Annotated in this window: 17 protein-coding genes; all 17 read right to left on the bottom strand. The window is 68.9% G+C overall.

Annotated elements, in window-relative coordinates:
- Position 1 precedes the first annotated feature (1 nt).
- Positions 2–508 carry a hypothetical protein gene (locus ACZ60W_RS10600; protein ID WP_469754969.1) on the bottom strand — a complete coding sequence of 169 codons (507 nt, stop codon included), beginning with the start codon at positions 506–508 and terminating at the stop codon, positions 2–4.
- The gene (locus ACZ60W_RS10595) at positions 508–912 is read right to left on the bottom strand and encodes a hypothetical protein (protein WP_469754968.1); all 405 of its coding nucleotides are present in this window, start codon (positions 910–912) and stop codon (positions 508–510) included. Before ACZ60W_RS10595 ends, ACZ60W_RS10600 begins: the two co-directional genes overlap by 1 nt.
- 10 nt (positions 913–922) lie before the next feature.
- Positions 923–3,256: a hypothetical protein gene (locus tag ACZ60W_RS10590; RefSeq protein WP_469754967.1), complete on the bottom strand. Its 2,334-nt coding sequence runs from the start codon at positions 3,254–3,256 to the stop codon at positions 923–925.
- A 5-nt stretch (positions 3,257–3,261) separates the two neighbouring features.
- Entirely contained in the window at positions 3,262–7,092 is a 3,831-nt protein-coding gene (locus ACZ60W_RS10585; RefSeq protein WP_469754966.1) for a hypothetical protein, read from the bottom strand.
- Between the two features lie 69 nt (positions 7,093–7,161).
- Entirely contained in the window at positions 7,162–7,710 is a 549-nt protein-coding gene (locus ACZ60W_RS10580) for a hypothetical protein (protein ID WP_469754965.1), read from the bottom strand.
- Between the two features lie 8 nt (positions 7,711–7,718).
- Positions 7,719–8,231, bottom strand: coding sequence for a hypothetical protein (locus ACZ60W_RS10575; protein WP_469754964.1), 513 nt, complete (start codon positions 8,229–8,231; stop codon positions 7,719–7,721).
- 13 nt (positions 8,232–8,244) lie between these two features.
- Entirely contained in the window at positions 8,245–9,231 is a 987-nt protein-coding gene (locus ACZ60W_RS10570) for a phage tail tube protein (protein WP_469754963.1), read from the bottom strand.
- A gap of 2 nt (positions 9,232–9,233) precedes the next feature.
- The gene (locus ACZ60W_RS10565) at positions 9,234–9,431 is read right to left on the bottom strand and encodes a hypothetical protein (RefSeq protein ID WP_469754962.1); all 198 of its coding nucleotides are present in this window, start codon (positions 9,429–9,431) and stop codon (positions 9,234–9,236) included.
- Between the two features lie 29 nt (positions 9,432–9,460).
- A complete protein-coding gene (locus tag ACZ60W_RS10560; RefSeq protein WP_469754961.1) occupies positions 9,461–9,928 on the bottom strand; it encodes a hypothetical protein in 468 nt (155 codons plus the stop codon).
- Complete coding sequence (locus ACZ60W_RS10555; protein ID WP_469754960.1) at positions 9,928–10,479, bottom strand: head-tail connector protein; 552 nt, start codon at positions 10,477–10,479, stop codon at positions 9,928–9,930. Before ACZ60W_RS10555 ends, ACZ60W_RS10560 begins: the two co-directional genes overlap by 1 nt.
- A gap of 9 nt (positions 10,480–10,488) precedes the next feature.
- Positions 10,489–10,683: a hypothetical protein gene (locus ACZ60W_RS10550; RefSeq protein WP_469754959.1), complete on the bottom strand. Its 195-nt coding sequence runs from the start codon at positions 10,681–10,683 to the stop codon at positions 10,489–10,491.
- A gap of 59 nt (positions 10,684–10,742) precedes the next feature.
- Positions 10,743–11,987, bottom strand: a complete 1,245-nt coding sequence (locus tag ACZ60W_RS10545; protein WP_469754958.1) for a phage major capsid protein — start codon at positions 11,985–11,987, stop codon at positions 10,743–10,745.
- A gap of 69 nt (positions 11,988–12,056) precedes the next feature.
- Positions 12,057–12,821, bottom strand: a complete 765-nt coding sequence (locus tag ACZ60W_RS10540) for an HK97 family phage prohead protease (protein WP_469754957.1) — start codon at positions 12,819–12,821, stop codon at positions 12,057–12,059.
- Entirely contained in the window at positions 12,805–14,133 is a 1,329-nt protein-coding gene (locus ACZ60W_RS10535) for a phage portal protein (RefSeq protein WP_469754956.1), read from the bottom strand. Before ACZ60W_RS10535 ends, ACZ60W_RS10540 begins: the two co-directional genes overlap by 17 nt.
- Positions 14,130–14,285, bottom strand: a complete 156-nt coding sequence (locus ACZ60W_RS10530; RefSeq protein WP_469754955.1) for a hypothetical protein — start codon at positions 14,283–14,285, stop codon at positions 14,130–14,132. The genes ACZ60W_RS10535 and ACZ60W_RS10530 overlap by 4 nt, the downstream gene beginning before the upstream one ends.
- Positions 14,279–15,778 carry a terminase gene (locus ACZ60W_RS10525; RefSeq protein ID WP_469754954.1) on the bottom strand — a complete coding sequence of 500 codons (1,500 nt, stop codon included), beginning with the start codon at positions 15,776–15,778 and terminating at the stop codon, positions 14,279–14,281. The genes ACZ60W_RS10530 and ACZ60W_RS10525 overlap by 7 nt, the downstream gene beginning before the upstream one ends.
- Positions 15,738–15,992, bottom strand: a complete 255-nt coding sequence (locus tag ACZ60W_RS10520; RefSeq protein WP_469754953.1) for a hypothetical protein — start codon at positions 15,990–15,992, stop codon at positions 15,738–15,740. The genes ACZ60W_RS10525 and ACZ60W_RS10520 overlap by 41 nt, the downstream gene beginning before the upstream one ends.
- Positions 15,993–16,109 lie beyond the last annotated feature (117 nt).

Raw genomic sequence — 16,109 nt, 5'->3', positions numbered from 1 at the left:
GTCAGACGGTCTCGTAGGTGACCTGGCCCTGGAGGTAGTTGGTCGAGGCGCCGACCCAGGTCTGCGGAGTCGTCGCATTCCATTCGGTGCCACGCTCGTGCGAGTAGATGCGGGCCACCGAGCCGGCCTTCAGCACACCGACCGTGCCGGTCGTCCACTGGGTTGCGTTGTGTCCGCGTCCGGCTCCCAGGTAGGAGAAGTTCGCGCTGGAGCTGGCGGGGCTCGCCGCGGTAAAGGGGAGGCTGAAAGCCCAGGTGCCGGTGCCGAAGGTCGAGGTGGTGCCGAAGTTCACCTCGAAGTTGGCGGTGCACACCTTCCCGATCAGCTTGTACCGGCCGAAGATCGTGCCGTTGTTCAGGGCCGGCGCGGTGCCGGTTGACGTCCAGGCCGGGGTGTAGCTGGTCCACCCGGAGATCAAGTCCGTCCACTGGTCGCGGATCTCCGCGTTCAGCATGGCCGCGGTGACGACCTCGCCGACGACCCAGGTGCGCGGGGTGGCGATCGCCATCAGACCTCCAGGGTGGGACGGGCCGGATCGGTCGGGTCGGCCGCGGCCCACCAGTTCCGGTCGGCGAGGGGCAGGGCTGCGAGCTGCTGCTCGACGGCGGCCACGTCGGCGGGGAATACGACCTGCCACCAGCCGGTGCCGCACTCCACGCACCACATGCGGGGGTCGGCCGGCGTGACGATCTGCGCCGACAAGCACGTGCAGTTGGCGACCCACCTGCCGTGGTTGATCTGCGCGTAGAGCGGCTGATCGAGGATGAGCCCCTCCCCGACGGGGATTCGGCGCTGGCTTCGTTCCTCGTACCAGCGGACGGCACGCATCGCCGGCGGCTCGGCATCCCACCGGCTTGCGGGCAGGTGAGGCGGGGGCAGGTAGAAGCCTTCCGCCCGGGTGATTCCCGGCATGGGTAGCCCTTCAGTAGGCGAGGCGGGTGGTGGTGCCGAGCACCGAGTAGACGGGGTCGTCGAGGACCCAGACGGCGCCGAGGTCCGCGCGCGAGGTGTGGAAGTTGATGTTGTGCTGGGCTTCCTTGATCTCCTCGGTGTAGCCCTCGACAGCCACCGTGACGGACGGGGCCAGCGCCTCGTCCGGCAGGTCGGTGACGGTGAGCACGGTGGAGATGTCCGCGTCGAGAAGCGCCCGGTACGTAGCGACCGGCAGCGTTGCCGCCTGCACCGGGAGCTGGCGCATCTCCGGCTGGGGGTCGGCGTACCGAATGACCTTCCACGTGGCCGCGTCGATGACCTCGGAGTCGCTGGTCTTGAGGATGTCGAGCTGCTCCTCGGCGATCCCGTCGAGCGCAATCGAGTCGGGGTCCTGTACCCGCTGTGTTGCCCCGCCCGGGCGGCTGGCCCGGACCAGGTTGACCTGCTTCTGATCGTCGTCGGAGAACTCCACGTCGGGCGTTTCCAGGTCCGCATACTCCAGCGTGGCGGCTGAGGTCGGGTTGTAGCGGACTGTCCGCGACTGAAAAATCATCGCCGCAGACGCCCGGTCGGCGAAGAGCCGGCCGGACTCAGTGCGCTCCACGTCCCGCATGTGCGACAGCGGCGACGAGCCGAGCTGCCCTTGCGATGCGACCGCCGAGAAGCTGCCCTGCGGGATGACCTCGGGGATCCTGGCGTACCCGCCAAGCCGGTACATGCGGATCCACGACGACTCGCCCTCATGCCCCGTCATCCCGGCCGCATAGTGCTCGACGAGCTCGGAGATCGCGGGGAAGCCACCGAGGCGGACGTAGGCAGCAACGTGGCTGATCGTCCCCGACCACAGGCTGGTGCCGACCTCGTTGGCGCCGACGTTCAGGGTGATCCGGTCTTCCCAGGTGGTGGTGGCGACCGCGTACTGCACCCCGTCGACCCAGACGTCATGACCAGCCTCGTCCCACACCAGGTGGTGGGGCTGCCCGTCGGCGAGGTTCGGCGTGGCGATCGTGTAGGTGGTAGGCCCGATCGGGAAGTACTCGACGACCTGCAGCTTTCCGGTGCCGGACTCCAGCTGAAAGCGGATGCCGGAGTCGAAGGCCGCCGGGGCGCCGGCCGACCAGGTCATGATCGTGCGGCCCGACGTAGACGTGGAGAACCAGACCTCGAACGCCTGGTCACCCGGGATCGGCTGGCCAGTGGTCCCGTCGGAAGTGAGCAGCGGAGTGATCGTGCACTGCAGGTACTTGCCGGCGGTGGCCGACGACGGCGTGAACGTCGGCACGGACAGATCATCCGAGGGCGGCCCGACGCCCGTGCCAAACTCCAGCGTGCCGCCGACGGAGGTCTGCTGGATCGCCATCGACGGCCGGGAGAAGCCGGACTGGTCTCCGCCCGACGTGCTCGACTCGGGCTCGGACAGCGGGTAGTAGAGCTTGGCCTCGTCGCCCTGGACCTCCTCCACGAGCATCGGGCCGAGCGACGGCCGACGGCTGAGCCACTTCATCATGTCGGAGGCCTGAATGCGGACGGTCGACTGCAGGCCCTCCCACCCCATCGGCCAGCTAGTGACCATCCCATAGAAGCGGTGGTGGTGCGTGGCGGGTGTCGACGACCAGGTGGTGGGCGAGGAGCCCTGCTCGACCTGCGCCTCGTCCATCCACACGAAGTCGCCGACCACTGGGGAGGTGGTGTTCGTGGTGATCCGCAGGGTGTGCGAGGCGGCGGTCGTCGTCCACGTGACGCTGATCCGCTGGAACGTGCCCGTCAGCGACGACGCCGTACCGACGGTGGACCCGTCGATGTCGAGCCGCACCGCCGGGTCTCCGGCTGGCACGTAGACGTACACGGACGCGGTGTACGGCACGCCGATCGTGAGCCCGTACAACGGGACCTGCATCACCCCGCCAGTGCCCGTGTTCGTCCACCCGATCTTGTAGCCCCAGATGCCGGACCGGACATGTGTGATGTCACGCACGGCCGAATTTGGGGCGAGACCGGGCGTCGCGTCCCAGCCGTTGTCCGACGCCTCGAATCCGGGATCGGTCAAGTGGTTGATCCCACCGAGGACGGTGGTGATCAGCCGGATCGGGCAGTTCCGGCGGACGTGCGGCGAGTACGGCCCCGAGCGGCCGGGCGTGAACCTGCCGTCGCTGTTGTCCAGCTCCAGCGACATCGTCCCTGTCTGCACGTCCGACAGTTCGTCGGACGCACCGCGGGTGATGCGGACGCCCTCGTCGGTCGAGAGCTTCAGGTACTGGGTGATGTCCGTCCATTCAAGATCCGGCGCCACCGCCGAGTACCCGAAGCCTGCCTGCAGGGTCACCCTCGTCACTCGAACCCCCTCGCCATGCCGCCGCTGATCCGCTTGTCGGCCAGCAGCACTCGTTGGATCTGCTTCGCGGTCGACACCGGATCGATCGCACCCTGCACCGTCACGTTCACCGTCGTCCCCCCACCTCCCGCACCAGCAGCCGCGAGGCCGGCGGCAGGACGGCCGGGCATGGGACGGATCGACGCCATGCGCCCAGCGACGCTGTCGACCGCGCGCCCGACGGCCGGCAGCGCGGACACCACGCCGCCGCCGACGGACTGCCCGAAGTTCGCGCCGATCGCCATGCCGACTCGGCTCGGGCTCTTGATGCCGAGAGCCTTCTTGATCGCCCTCTCCATGCCCTTGGCGATCGCGATCATCTGCTGCTCGATGGCCCTCTGCTGGGACTTGAGCCCGTCGACCAGACCCTTCGCGCTGTTGACCCCGGCGTCGTACAGGGTCTTCGCTCCGTGCCTGCCGAGGCTGTCGGCCTCCGTGTCGATCTGCGACTGGATCGAGTTGACCGACTTGAAGTCGGCAGCCGTCATCCCAGCGAGAGCAGCCGCGTAGGCGAAGCCCTCCTCCGGCCCCATTGCGAGCACCTGCCGGAGCAGGTTCTTGTTCAAGCCGCGCTTGGTCAGCATCGAGATGTAGCGGTTGAACTGTCTGAGCTTCGCCAGCTTCTGAGCCAGACCCGCACGGATCGAGCCCGGGGTGACCTCCTTCTGCTCCAGGCCGAGGCTCGACAGCGACGCCGCGCCCTGTGCCGTCGACTTGACGCCAGCCCGGTAGTTCGCCTGCTCGTCGATCCGCGACTTCAGCAGGTTCTGCGCGCTCGCGAGCTGGCTCTTGATGGAGTCCCGCTTCGACGCCAGAGCCTGGAGCTTGTCGTGTTCGCGGTTGATCATCTTGACCAGGTTGGAATCCTTGGTGGTTTCCTGGCCCGCCCACGCCGCCCAGATGTCCCGGTTGAGATCCGCTGCCGTGGCCTGGATCTTGTCCTTCGAACCAGTCAGCCCACGAACGATCCCATCCGAGATGTCCTTCGCCAGGGCCTTGGATTGGGCCTGGATCTTGGCCCGTTGCCTGGCAAGGCCCTGCCCGAGACCATCCACGGCGTGCTTGGCCAGCCTCTTCGTCTTCTTGGACGGCGAAGCGATTTCCAGCTCGGCACGGATACCGGCCTCCACGCCGGCCGCCATGCCGCGCGCCGCCTGCTCGACTCCGGACCGGGAGCCGAGCATCCCCGCCATCAGGCCGGCACCGACGTTCTGCCCGGCACCAACTTGGCCGGCCATGCCCATGGATGTGCGGTGGTCGTAGACCCGGGCCCCGCCGCCCTTGAACTGCACCAGCTCGGGGCCTTCTTCACCAACCCACGCCCACTCGCCGGCGCGCGGCGTACCGCCCCCGGCGTACCCGCCGATGGACTTGGTGAAGTCAGAGGCGCTGCTGTGGGACGCCCGGTACTGGACCATGACGGAGACCGTCTTGCCCTGGACCGAATTGATCGCGCCCCGGGCCCGGGCCACCTGCGCTTCAAGCTGGCCGATCTCTGCCTTCAGCTGCGCCCGCCGGCCATCCGGGACGGAAGCCAGACGCTTCTTCGCGGCGTCCAGCTTGGCCTGCAAGTCTTCGAGGTTGCCCTTGAGCTTGGCCGTCTTGTCCGGCGTCCGGAGGATCTGATCTGCAAGCTTCTTGGCGGCCGTCTCGCTGAGCCCCATCTGCTGGGCAGCAGCGATGAGCTTCAGCCGGCCACGCTCATAGACCCCGTTGACCGTGGACCACGACGCCCCGGACTCCCGCGCGGCCGCCGTCGCCGCATCCGTCTTCGCCGCAAGATCAGACAGAGCGGTCGCTGCCGCCCGGCCCTTCTCGGTCGACAGGTCATAGGCGCTGGCGTTCCTGCCCCACGCCCCCTCGTTCTCCTCCGCTGCCTTCGTCGTCGCATCCAGAGCCGCCTCAAAGGCGATCTGCCCGCCCAGCCCGGCGCGGTTCACGTCGTTCAGCGCGACGATCGACTGCCGCAGTCCGTCCGCCGACATCTTCTGCGCGTCGAGCTTCTGCTGCGTCGCCACAGCCTGCTCACCGAACAGGCCCATGCTCTGCGCCGCGAGCCGCTGCTCGAACGCCGCGTCAGCGATCGCCTTCTCGTAGTCGTCCAGCTGCTGCGTGAACTGCGCCGTGTCCCGGCCGCCCTTCCCGTACTCGGCCGTCAGCTCCCTGAGCGCCGCCGCCGCCAGGTCGGCATTCCCGCTGGACACCATGCCCGCGAGCGCCTTGTCGACGGCGTCGAGGTTCTCCTTGCCCTCCTTCACCGGGGTGGAGTCCCAGGACCCCAGGCCGCCCAGGGTCACGATCCACTGCTGGACGGAGTCGACGGCGGACGGATCGGTGAGGGACCGGACCTTGTCGTACAGGCCGCCGAGGTCGGAGCCGAACGCGCGCGCCACCTCGCCCGTGACCTTGCCAGTCGAGCCGAGCTCCTTCAGTGACCCGGTCAGCTTGTCGACATCCGGCGGCGCCTGCTTGCCAGCCTGCGACAACTCCGTCAGAGCAATCACCAGGAGGCCGAGGCCCGTACCAGCGAGCGCGATCTTCGCCGTACGGGACAGGCCGGTGATCGCAGTACCGGCCGCGGCGAGCGGGCCCGGCGCGCCGGCAGCAGCTGTCCGCATGGTCATAATCTGCGCGCCGAACGCGACCATCGCAGTCCGCGCGGCGGTGGCTCCGGCCACGGCCAGGCTGACCGCCTTGATAGAGATCGCCAGCTGCAGCAGCGTCGTCAGCGCCTCGGGAGGCACCGCGGCCACCAGGCGGCTGAGCACCTGGACCACGTCGAGCATTCCGACGCCGACCTCGGCGCCCGCCTCCAGCACGTTCAGCAGCGCGGTGCCCAGATCCTTCAGGGTCGCGGCTGCCGCCGGGCCCTGCTGACGGGTCCAGTTCATGAACTCGGCGACACCGCCGCCGCCCTCGTTCTCGCCGGCCTTGCGCATCAGGCGGACGAGTCCGTCAGTGGCGCGGGTGAGTGCGCCCGTGGACCACCCGTCGAGCTTGGCCATGAACGCGTCGAAGCCGGGGCTGGCGACACCGCCGCCGACGAGCGTCAGCATCCGGTCGAGCTGCTGCGCCGAGCCCTTCACCATCGGCGTCAGCTTGGGGAAGATCCCCTGGAGAACACCCATACCCTTGATCAACGGGGCGGTGGTGTCCTTCGCGAGCGAGTCCGACCACGCCTCGTACCCGTCCTTGAACACACTGAGCGCCGCCGCGGCCTGCCGAGTCTCCGGCGGCAGCTTCGCCATCTGCTTCGCGTAAGCCACCTGGGCCTTGACGGCCTCCTGCGAGGTACGGCCAGACTCCTCAACCGCGTCGTTGTACTTCTTCTCGGCCTTCGAGGCCTCCGACATCGCGGCAATCTGACGGCCCGATGCCAGCCCGAGCGCCGCCAGGCCTGCGGTGGCCGCGAGGGTCGACGCCGCGAGCGGTGCGATGGAAGCGGCCAGCGGGATCGCCGCCGGCGCGAGCGTCAGCAGCGACGAGCGCAGCTCCTTCCCCGCCCGGCTGGCCTCCTCCGCGACCCGAGACCAGTCAGCCACCGGACGAGCAGCCTCGCCGGTCCGGTGGCCCATGAGCGCAGCAGCGTCCGCTGTGGAGATGAACCGGCCTTCGAGGTCACGCAGCCGGCCGTCGGCGTCCTGGGTGAGGGTGAGGATGGCCCGCCCGGAACCGTCGGAGGCGTCCTCCATCTGGCGGCGTAGCCGGTCCGCCGAGTCCCCGGCGTGGCCCAGGACTCGGGACAGGTGGTCGCGGCCTTCGAGGGTGAACGTCAGGCGCTCAGCCATCCCCGCCTCCTTGCTGCTGGGCTAGGTGCTGGTCGATCCACGCGACGTAGGCCTCGAAGTCGTCAACCCTCAGGTCGTCGAGTCGGCCACCGTCGATGTGGAGGAGGTGGGCGAAGAGCCCGAGGTACTCGGTTCGGAGCTCGTCGATTCCCCGGTCGTCGGGCTGTCGCTGCTGTCCGTCGCTCCGTCGGGGACGGCGGGGAATTTTCCCGCCAGCAGCCGCTGAATCGTCGCCTTGGCGTAGTCGACGTCGTCGGCCTCGTCGAGGATCGTTGCGAGCGCCACCTCGGCCATCTCGGCCGGCCCGTCGAACGTGGTGAGACGCTCCGCCGCCACCTCGGCCCAGCCGTCGATCTCCTTGCGGTCGAGCTTCACCACGAGCTCGTCCACGGCCGGGTCGAAGTCGGCGATCCTGAGGGACGGATTGCTCCGCTTCTTGATCACGAATGCGGCGACCCGCATGACGTCCGGGTCGTCCTCGTGCAGCCGAGCCTTCACCTGCTGCCAGGTCAGCTCACCACTCACCAGGCTGGTGATGATCGAGGCCTCGGAGGTGCGGACGCTGCGAAAGTCGAACCGCTCGGCCTCGCCGCCGTCGGGGGTGTGAACGATGATCACTGGTACTCCTACGTGATGGTGCGGCGTACGTCACCGAGGACCCGCTCGACCTCGGCACGCATCCGGGGGGTATGACTACGAACCGTGGTGTCCCACCACGGGGGTGACGCCCACTGGGTAACCCAGCGGCGCCGGTTGCCGTACACGGGGTGCCGGATCCGGCCCTCGTTGATCACGGACGCCATGTTCCGTAGATCGCTGGGCAGCAGGCTCTTGTCGACCCAGACGCGCGCACCCGGGTTCGCGCCCGTACGGACACTGATCCGGATCGCCTCCGCGATCGTCGCCCGCAACGGGCGCGTCGTCGGCGACGGCCCACCGCGCGACCCCTGCCCCCGCCCGGGCGAGGTGATGTTCACGGTCTGGATCGCCTGCTTCAGGTCTGCATGCATCGGCTCGGCCGCGCGCCGGATCCGACGGGCGAAGTTCGCTCGAAGCTGCGGGCCGCCGGCCGCGCGCAAACTGCGGGACAGGTTGATGAGCTGCCCAGTCCCGACGATCTGCACGTTGCCGACGGCCATCGGGGTACCTCCGTCAGACGGTGATGTCGGTGCTCATGTACTCGATGGCCACCGGATTGGTGCCGTCGAAGAGGGCGGTGAAGTTGAACGTCGGCCGCACGACCTGGTAGCCGTCGACCGTCGGCGGCGCGTCGTCGACCTTGATCGCGGGCAACTTGAACCGGATCGTCTCGTCGTAGGTGCTGGCGATGTTCGGGCCGACGAACTCCCAGACGAGGGACGTCGCACCGTCGCTGGTGTGGAGGTCGTCGACCGTGGTCGCGACGTAGTCCATCTCCAGCGAACCGGTCACCTTCACCAGGTCGTTCGAGATGGGCTGAGCCTTCAGCGCGGACTGATTCGCGTAGAAGCGGTCGACGGCCTGCGGGCGCTCGATCTTCAGCGACATCTTGCGGACGCCGTCGAGGGCGGTCTCGGCCCCGAAGCTGCCCGACTTCACCGCCATCTGACCGAAGTGGAACGGCGACATGGGCGCGTAGCTGGCGGCAGCCAGCGTCTGCGCCTCCGAGCAGTCCTTGCCATCCACTTCGAACGTCGCGGTCAGCATGCCGCCGACCTCGCAGTTGAACTCCGCGCTGACGATCTTGCAGCCGAGGAACGACTTGTCCGTCACCGTGCCCGTCGTCAGCGGCACACCCACCTGGATCGACAGGGACTTGCCCCACGTATCCGCCAGGGTGTGCGTCTGCAGATACGCCGCCGTGACCGCCTGCTGCACCGGCGTGACCGTCGTACCCATCAGGGCCTGGAGCAGCACGCCCATGCCCTTGTTGGCGACCTCCATCTCCAGACTGCCGGACACCTCCCGCTGCGTCACCACACGCCGCGACGACAGCGCCATCAGCCGCCCCGCCGCAATGCCCGTGCTCTGCGCGGTCGTCTTCTTGAGGACCAGCGACTCCTTCGTGAACTCCGGGAAGTGCGTCGGCGCCACGTACGTGCCGTACGTCGACTCAGCCGCCACCCCGACCTGTGCACCGAGACCAGATCCGATTGCCATGGTCAGGCCTCCCTCGCTGCGGACTTGGCCGCGGTCTTCTTGGCGCCCGGTTCCTCGACCGGCTCCCACTTCGTGGTCTGGCAGACGTAGCCCTCGAACCGGTCGTCCGGAACCTGGACGACCTCGTCGGGCTGAACAGTGCGGCTGCCGAGCTCCGGCACGGTGACCGGCCCGGCGCCGATGTAGCGCACACGCGCCATCGCTGTACTCCTCAGGGTTGGGGTGGTGATCAGATACGGGCAACGCAGGAGACGCCGAAGTTGAGGCCCGCGCGGGCCCCCTCCGACTTGCTCTGGTCCAGGTCGCCCGTGGTGAGGTGCGCCCACAGCACCGTGCCGTTCAGCGTCGGCGCCTCAGGGAAGGCGTCCGACGCCCGTAGCTCGGACTCGACAACGCCGAGAATCTCGAAGACCCGGTCACGCCGCGGCGCCATGTCCTTGTCGCCGCTACGGCTCTCCGCGTAGCAGTTGATGACGAATGCCTCGTCCCGGGTGCGGGCGCCAGCAGCGTTGAAATCCTGCTGCAGATTCACGGACGCTTCGCTGTTCGGCTGCCAGCCGATGTAAATCCGGTCGGGGTCGGTGAGGTTGACCGCGGTCGGGCCGTCCTCGATGTGCACGCTGTCGGCGAGGGACGGCGCCGCGCGCAGGATGTCGAGGAGGGCCGCGACCGCGGCCGGGACCCGGGAGGTCACCATCACGCCACCCCCGGGCCCGTCTTGAAGTCCTCCAGCAGTTGGAGGACACGGTTCGGAATCGCGTAGCCCCAGCCAGCGATGGGCTCGTTGACGTCGAAGTCATCCCCGCCGCCGACCGAGCCGCGGGCCGCCCCGTACTGCGTGCGCCACAGGTGCTGCAGCAGGATGCGGGCCGCAAGGTTGATGGTGGGCGGCACGGTGCCGCGGCCGGCGACGTACTCGGCGGTCCAGGGGCCGCCGCAGAAGTTGCTGCCGTTCTTCCGCCGGACCTGGCCGATCGCCCCGTAGAGGTAGAGCTGGGTCACATCCAGCGCGGTGCCGCCGTCCAGCACCGGTGTGAAGGACGTCAGCGAGACGACAGGCGCCTCCAGCAGGCTCATCGTCGGGCCCCGCGCCTCGACCAACTCGGTGACAGTCCGGTTCTCGACCGGGCCGACGATCCCCTCGATCGGAGACGTCAGGGCCTCGATGTACGCCTGCAGCTCGACGTCGGACGTGGTGGTCGTGATGTCGAGCTGGGCCTTCGCCTCAGCCAGCGTCAGCAGAGCCACAGCAGCCTCCTACCGGGTCTCGGCCTTACGGGTCCGGCCACCGCCGCGCGACCGAGCCGCAGCCTTCTCCGAGTCCTCCACGGCTTCGGCGCGGACGCCGTCCGCCCACGCGGCGGCCTGCTCGTCGTCGACCTCGACTTCCTCGCCCGGCGCCCAGGAGAAGTCGACGCCGCCGACGGCTTGCAGGATGCGGATGCGCGCCATGGCGCCTCCTTCCAATGGGCCGCGGCCCCGTGCTGGGGCCGCGGCGGTACGGGCAGGGATCAGGTCGCCGAGTGGGCGTAGACGCGGAACGCGGACGTGTCGTCCGGCTTCGCGTCCAGGCGCAGGAAGCCGAAGAACCCGACCTGGAGGTAGTCGGCGTACCGCTCCTCCAGCCGCATCATCTGGCCGCCGGACACCTGCCGGACGACATAGGCGGCGTTCACGTCGCCGAAGCCGATCGACTTGGCGTTGGCCGCCGGAACGGGGACCCCGTTGTCGACGGTGACGCCGTAGCCGAGGAGGGTGTCCGGGACGCCCATCTGCGTGGACGGCTGCCACAGCGGCAGGTTGTTGCCGTCCTTCAGCTTGCGGACCATCTTGAGCGCCGAGTCCGACATCACGAACCGGGTGGACGGCGACTGACGGTAGGCCGGGTCGACGGAGTGGATCAGGTCGATCAGGTCGTCGTAGATGATCGACGTGGTCTGCCCGGTCGTACCGGTCTTGCCGGCCGTGGCATTGGTGAACAGGCCCTCCGGCTCGGTCGTCCCGGCACCGGTGGCGAGGTGCGCGGCGACCGCGCGGCCGATGCGCTCGCCGAGCTTCCGCGGCAGCCACGTGTCGATGTTGAACGCGTCGTCCTGCAGGAGCTGCAGAGACACCCGCACCAGCTTGCTGGTGTAGGTGAACGCGCCGAGGGTCTTCTGACCGAGGGTGACGTCCTGCTCGGTGATCTGCGCGTTCTCCGCGAGGATCGCACCGACGTTGCTGGTGTCGTTGTTGCTCGGCCAGTTCAGCGGGTTGCCGGACGCGGTGTTGATGACGTTGGCCAGGCTGAGAATGCCGCCGTAGGCCTTCATGGTCTCGGTGATCCGGGAGAGGGTCTCGGTCGGGATGAAGTACCCGCCGGCGCTGCCCGGGCTGGTGGCCTGGGCGCGGACCTCGGACATGTTCGACATGAGGAGCTGGCGCTGCTCGTTGTCCAGGCCGCTCATGCCGCGGCGGGTGAAGACGCCGAACGCGTCCCGGTAGGCGGCCTCCTGGTCGACCTCGCCGCGCTCCTCGGCGGGGCCGCCGGCGACGATGAGCTGGTCGCGCTGGACGGTGTCCAGGCGGGCCATGCGCTCCATGCGCTCGATGTCCTGCGAGGCCGCGTTCAGGTCGGTCTCGGCGCGGTCCCACTTCTCCCGCTCCTCGGCGGTGAGCTCGGAGCGGCCCTCGCGTTCGGCGGTGGCCTGGATCTCCTGCATCTGGGACCAGGTGTTGGCGCGCTTCTCCAGCGCGCGGGTGAGCAGATCGCTCATGGCGGTGTGTCCTTTCACGGCACGCCAGACAGCCCCACCAGGGGGCTGACAGGGGATGGGTAGGTGTTGCTAGCGCGGGAGCCCGTAGCGGGCGGCCAGCGCGTTCATGCGCATCGAGAGCGGCAGGCCTGTCGGCTGAGTGGACACGGCCGGCTCAGCAGGCTGCACACCGCGAGTGGACTCACCCGGCTCGCGGTCGATGTGCACAAGGTCGAGGAGCTCCGGGCGGAAGCGGGCGCGGGCCTCGACGGCGGCGAGGTCGCCGCGGTGGTCGAGGGCTCGGGCGACGGCCTTCAGCTCGGCCTCGGTCTCGGGGTAGGCAGGGAAGGTGACGGCGGACACCTCGATGAGGCGGACCTCGCGGATCACCCGGACATCGACGTCGACCGGGTCGGCGCCCTCGACCTCGATGGTCTCCGAGTTCCACTCGTCCTTGATCACGTAGAAGCCGAAGGACATCCCGGTCACGTTGCCGTTCCGCAGGTTCGCCTTCAGGTCCCGTACGTACGACAGTTCCGTGTCGAGGGCGGAGTCGACCGCGAGGCCGCGCTCGTCCTCGGACAGGGCGAGCGTGCCGGCCGACGAGCGGGACACCACGTAGTAGCTGTCGTGGTCGATCAGCATGCGGGCGTCGCCCTCGGTGAGGGTCTTCGAGAAGGCGCCGGGGGCGATCTCCTCGTAGAAGCCCCAGCGCAGCGGGTTCCCGATCGCGGTCCGTGAGTTGAAGACGGACGCGTAGCCGGCGAACCGGGCACCGCCCCCGTCGTCGTCAGCGCGGACCGTCAGGCCAGCATCTGTCAGGGACAGGCGCCGCCGCTCAGCCCCGGTTGTCATCGTGGGCATCCTCGCCCCTCCCTTCCTGATCGGAAGCCTCGGCCAGCAGACGCTGAGCCTCAGCCATGAGCGCCGCCGCCCGGGTGCCAGCGCTCACTACGCCGCCGCCGTCGTCGGCCAGCGGGTTGACCCCCAGCGGGGCCATGTACGTGGGCTGCAGGTAGATGTCGCCCTCGGGACCGATGGGCGGCAGATCCTCCAGGTTGCGGATGTCGTTCGAGGAGAACGCGCCGATGTCCCGCATCGCGCGGTAGAACGTGGCCCGCGCGGCACTGTCGCCGCGGAGAAGCCCCTGCAGCGCGTAGTGGGCGTAGTCCCCGGAGGGCAGTAGCTCCTTCGTGATCCGCTGCTCTGTCGGCGACAGCCACGTGGGCCCCAGGTCGAACGTCACCCAGCCCTGCGCCTGCTGCTCCAACCCCGTACCCCACGACGTCGACTTGCTCGACTCCATCAGCAGGAAGAGCGGGACGCCGAACATCCGCGCAATCTCGGTGACCTGGAACTCGCGGGACTCCAGGAACTGGGAGTCCTTCAGCGGCATCGTCACCGGGTGGAAGCTCGCGCCGGCGTCGAGGACGGCCACCTCGTGGGCGTTCTGGATGCCCGACATCTTCGCCTGCCACCGCGACTTCAGCGCCACGGCCTGCTCCTGCGTGAGCCGCTGCTCGGTTTGCAGCACGCCGCTCACAAGGTTGCCGGCGCCGAACAGCTTCGCCGCCCCGGTCTCAGCCGCCTGCGCAAGGCCAATGCCCTGCGCCGCGGCCCGGACCGGCGAGCAGCCGGTGAGCCCGTCGTAGCCGAGACCGGGGATGTGGAGAATGTCGCGCGGCGTCAGCCGCCACTGCTTGCCCCAGTCGTCCGTGACCCAGAACCACTTCCCCGACGGGTTCCCGTCGGACGGCGGCTCCCGGTCGACCTGCACCCTGTCCGGGCTGACCGGCCACAGCTCCTTGACCTGCCCCGATGGTGCCCGCAGCTTCTGCACGTAGGCGTTGCCCCACAACACCCGGTGCACGTACGCCAGCCGCCACAACTCCAGCGGCGTCAGCTCCGGATGCGGATCGTCCAGCAGCGCCGAGTCCGTACGGTCCTTCGTCCCGGTCCGGTAGGTGTGCAGCGGCAGCGCCGCCGACACCCCCGCGATCACCGCAACCGACCGCCACACCGCCGGCATGTGCAGGCTCGACGTCTCCGACACCGACACGCCCGCATTCGTCGGCTGCCCGCCCATCCAATCCAGCAGGGAAGCGTCCGTCAGCGGCACAGCAGGGTTCTCCAGCGACCGGCGCTCGAAGAGACCGAAGAGGCTCACGTCTTCTCCCTCCGGCCGTTCAGGGCCCGCTCACCGGCGAGGACCCCAAGGACTCCGCCCACGATCAGCGCGGCCGGCAGGTAGATGAGCGCGACCCCCGCGAGGGCCACAAGCACGGACAGGACCTCCACGGCCCACAGCAGCTTCACCACAGGATCGGCGCCCTTTCATCCTCGACCTCGGCACCGAGCCCCCAGCGGGCCAGCGTGACCGCCACCAGCGGACTGATGTCCACACCGGCACCGCGCCGGGCCCACGCCCACGCATCGCCCAGCGGGCGCTTCTGCGCGCCCGCCAGAGCCACCGCGAGGGGCGGCTGGTCCAGGTGACTAATCCCCTGCTCGGCGACTGCGTCGTAGAACTGGCCGACGGCTTGGGCGATCTCCCTCGGCTTCGGCGAGACGATCTCCACGCCGAGCGTGTCCGCGAGGTCCTGGAGCAGGGACCCAGCTGGCCCGCCCGCGTCCACGACCCAGGCACGCGGCTTGTGCCGCTCGTGCAGCTCCTTCGCCCGCTCGACAACCCAGCCCATGCCGGGCCGGTGGTCGATGACCTCAACGTGCGTACCGCCCCGCCACGGGCCCGCTACGGCAATCACCGCATGCGACCGTTCCGGCGTGGCATCGACCGCCATGGCCATCGGGCCCTCGGACCGGGACTGCGGGTCCGCCAGCGCCCGCCACGCGTCCTCGCCAATGACCTGCCACGTATCTGCCCCGTCGCTCGGGTAGTTGCCCACACCGAGTCGCTCACGCTCGAAGATGCCGCCCGAGCCCATGCTGAGCCGCTCATTGCGGACGTGCTCCTGCGTGATCCGGATGCCCAGCGCCGGGTTAGCGACTGCCCACGCGGCCGGATCGTCCGGGTCCGCGTGCACAGTGCACGCCGGACCGCATTCGGCCCTGTGCGGATCCACCGACCACTCGAAGTACGCCAGCGAGGGATCCGGCTCTCCGGACTCCACAGCGGCCATGGCGCGGTTCCGCAAACGGCCGAGCTGCATTGACAGTCCGCCGATGCCCGCGCTGCCGAGGTACCAGATCTGAGGGTTGGGGACTGCTGACATGGTCGGCATCAGCGCGCCCATCGCGTCGTCGCCGAGGATCATCGCCTCGTCGAGGATGTTGCAGTCCCCTGTGAAGCCACGACCGGACCCGCCAGAGCGGGCCAGGAAGCGCAGCGTCTGCCCGGTGACGAGCTCGATCGCCTCCTCGCCCGTCGTCCGTCGCACCCGGAGCACGCGTTTCCGCAGGTCAGGGCATCCCATGACGAGCTGCTCGATCCGCTTGAACGCGACGATGCTGGTCTTGAACTCGTGCGCCGAGTGCAGGATCAGCTTCTCGCCGAGGAGGAACAGACCAGCCAGCTGCCGGGCCTCGATGATTCCGCCCTTGCCGTTCTGGCGAGGGACGTTCACCGCCACCTCGAACGCCGACCAGCGGCCGTCGGCTCGCTCGCTGAGACCAAGGTCGAGGACATGCTGCTGCCAGGGGTCGAGCTTCAGCCCAGCAAGTGCGGCCAGCTCAACGGCCTCTTGCCCCGAGGAGGACAGCCGCGTTGACGGCACGGTCGTGATCCGAGGGGCCTGCGAGCCGGTAGCGGGGTCAGGCACCGAGACGCTTGGCGCGTCGAGCAGCGAGGTCATCGAGCGAGTCCCCCTCCTCGACCGGAGTTGCCAAACTGCAAAGGTCCTTCATGACCGCCCGGAGCTGAGCCGCAACCGCCGCCAGGGCAGTGGGGGCGTCGGCCTGATCAGCGGACCGGGCGAGGGAAAGTGCCAGCTCAGAGAGGCCGGGGTGAGTGTCCATGACGCCGAGCCGTTCGAGTTCGACTCTGGTTGCCTCCTCGTTCATGATCACCCCAACCGATCGTGATTCACTCAAGCAAATTCAGAGAAAGATGGGCAAAGGGGTTGACAAGGGCCATGATCACCTCTTGGGATCGGGCCACGCGCAAAACCGGGCGACAAGAGCTTT

Source organism: Streptomyces sp. NPDC104202 (assembly GCF_055584185.1).
Note: the sequence above shows the minus strand (reverse complement) of the source record. Positions and strands in the feature narration are given on the sequence as shown.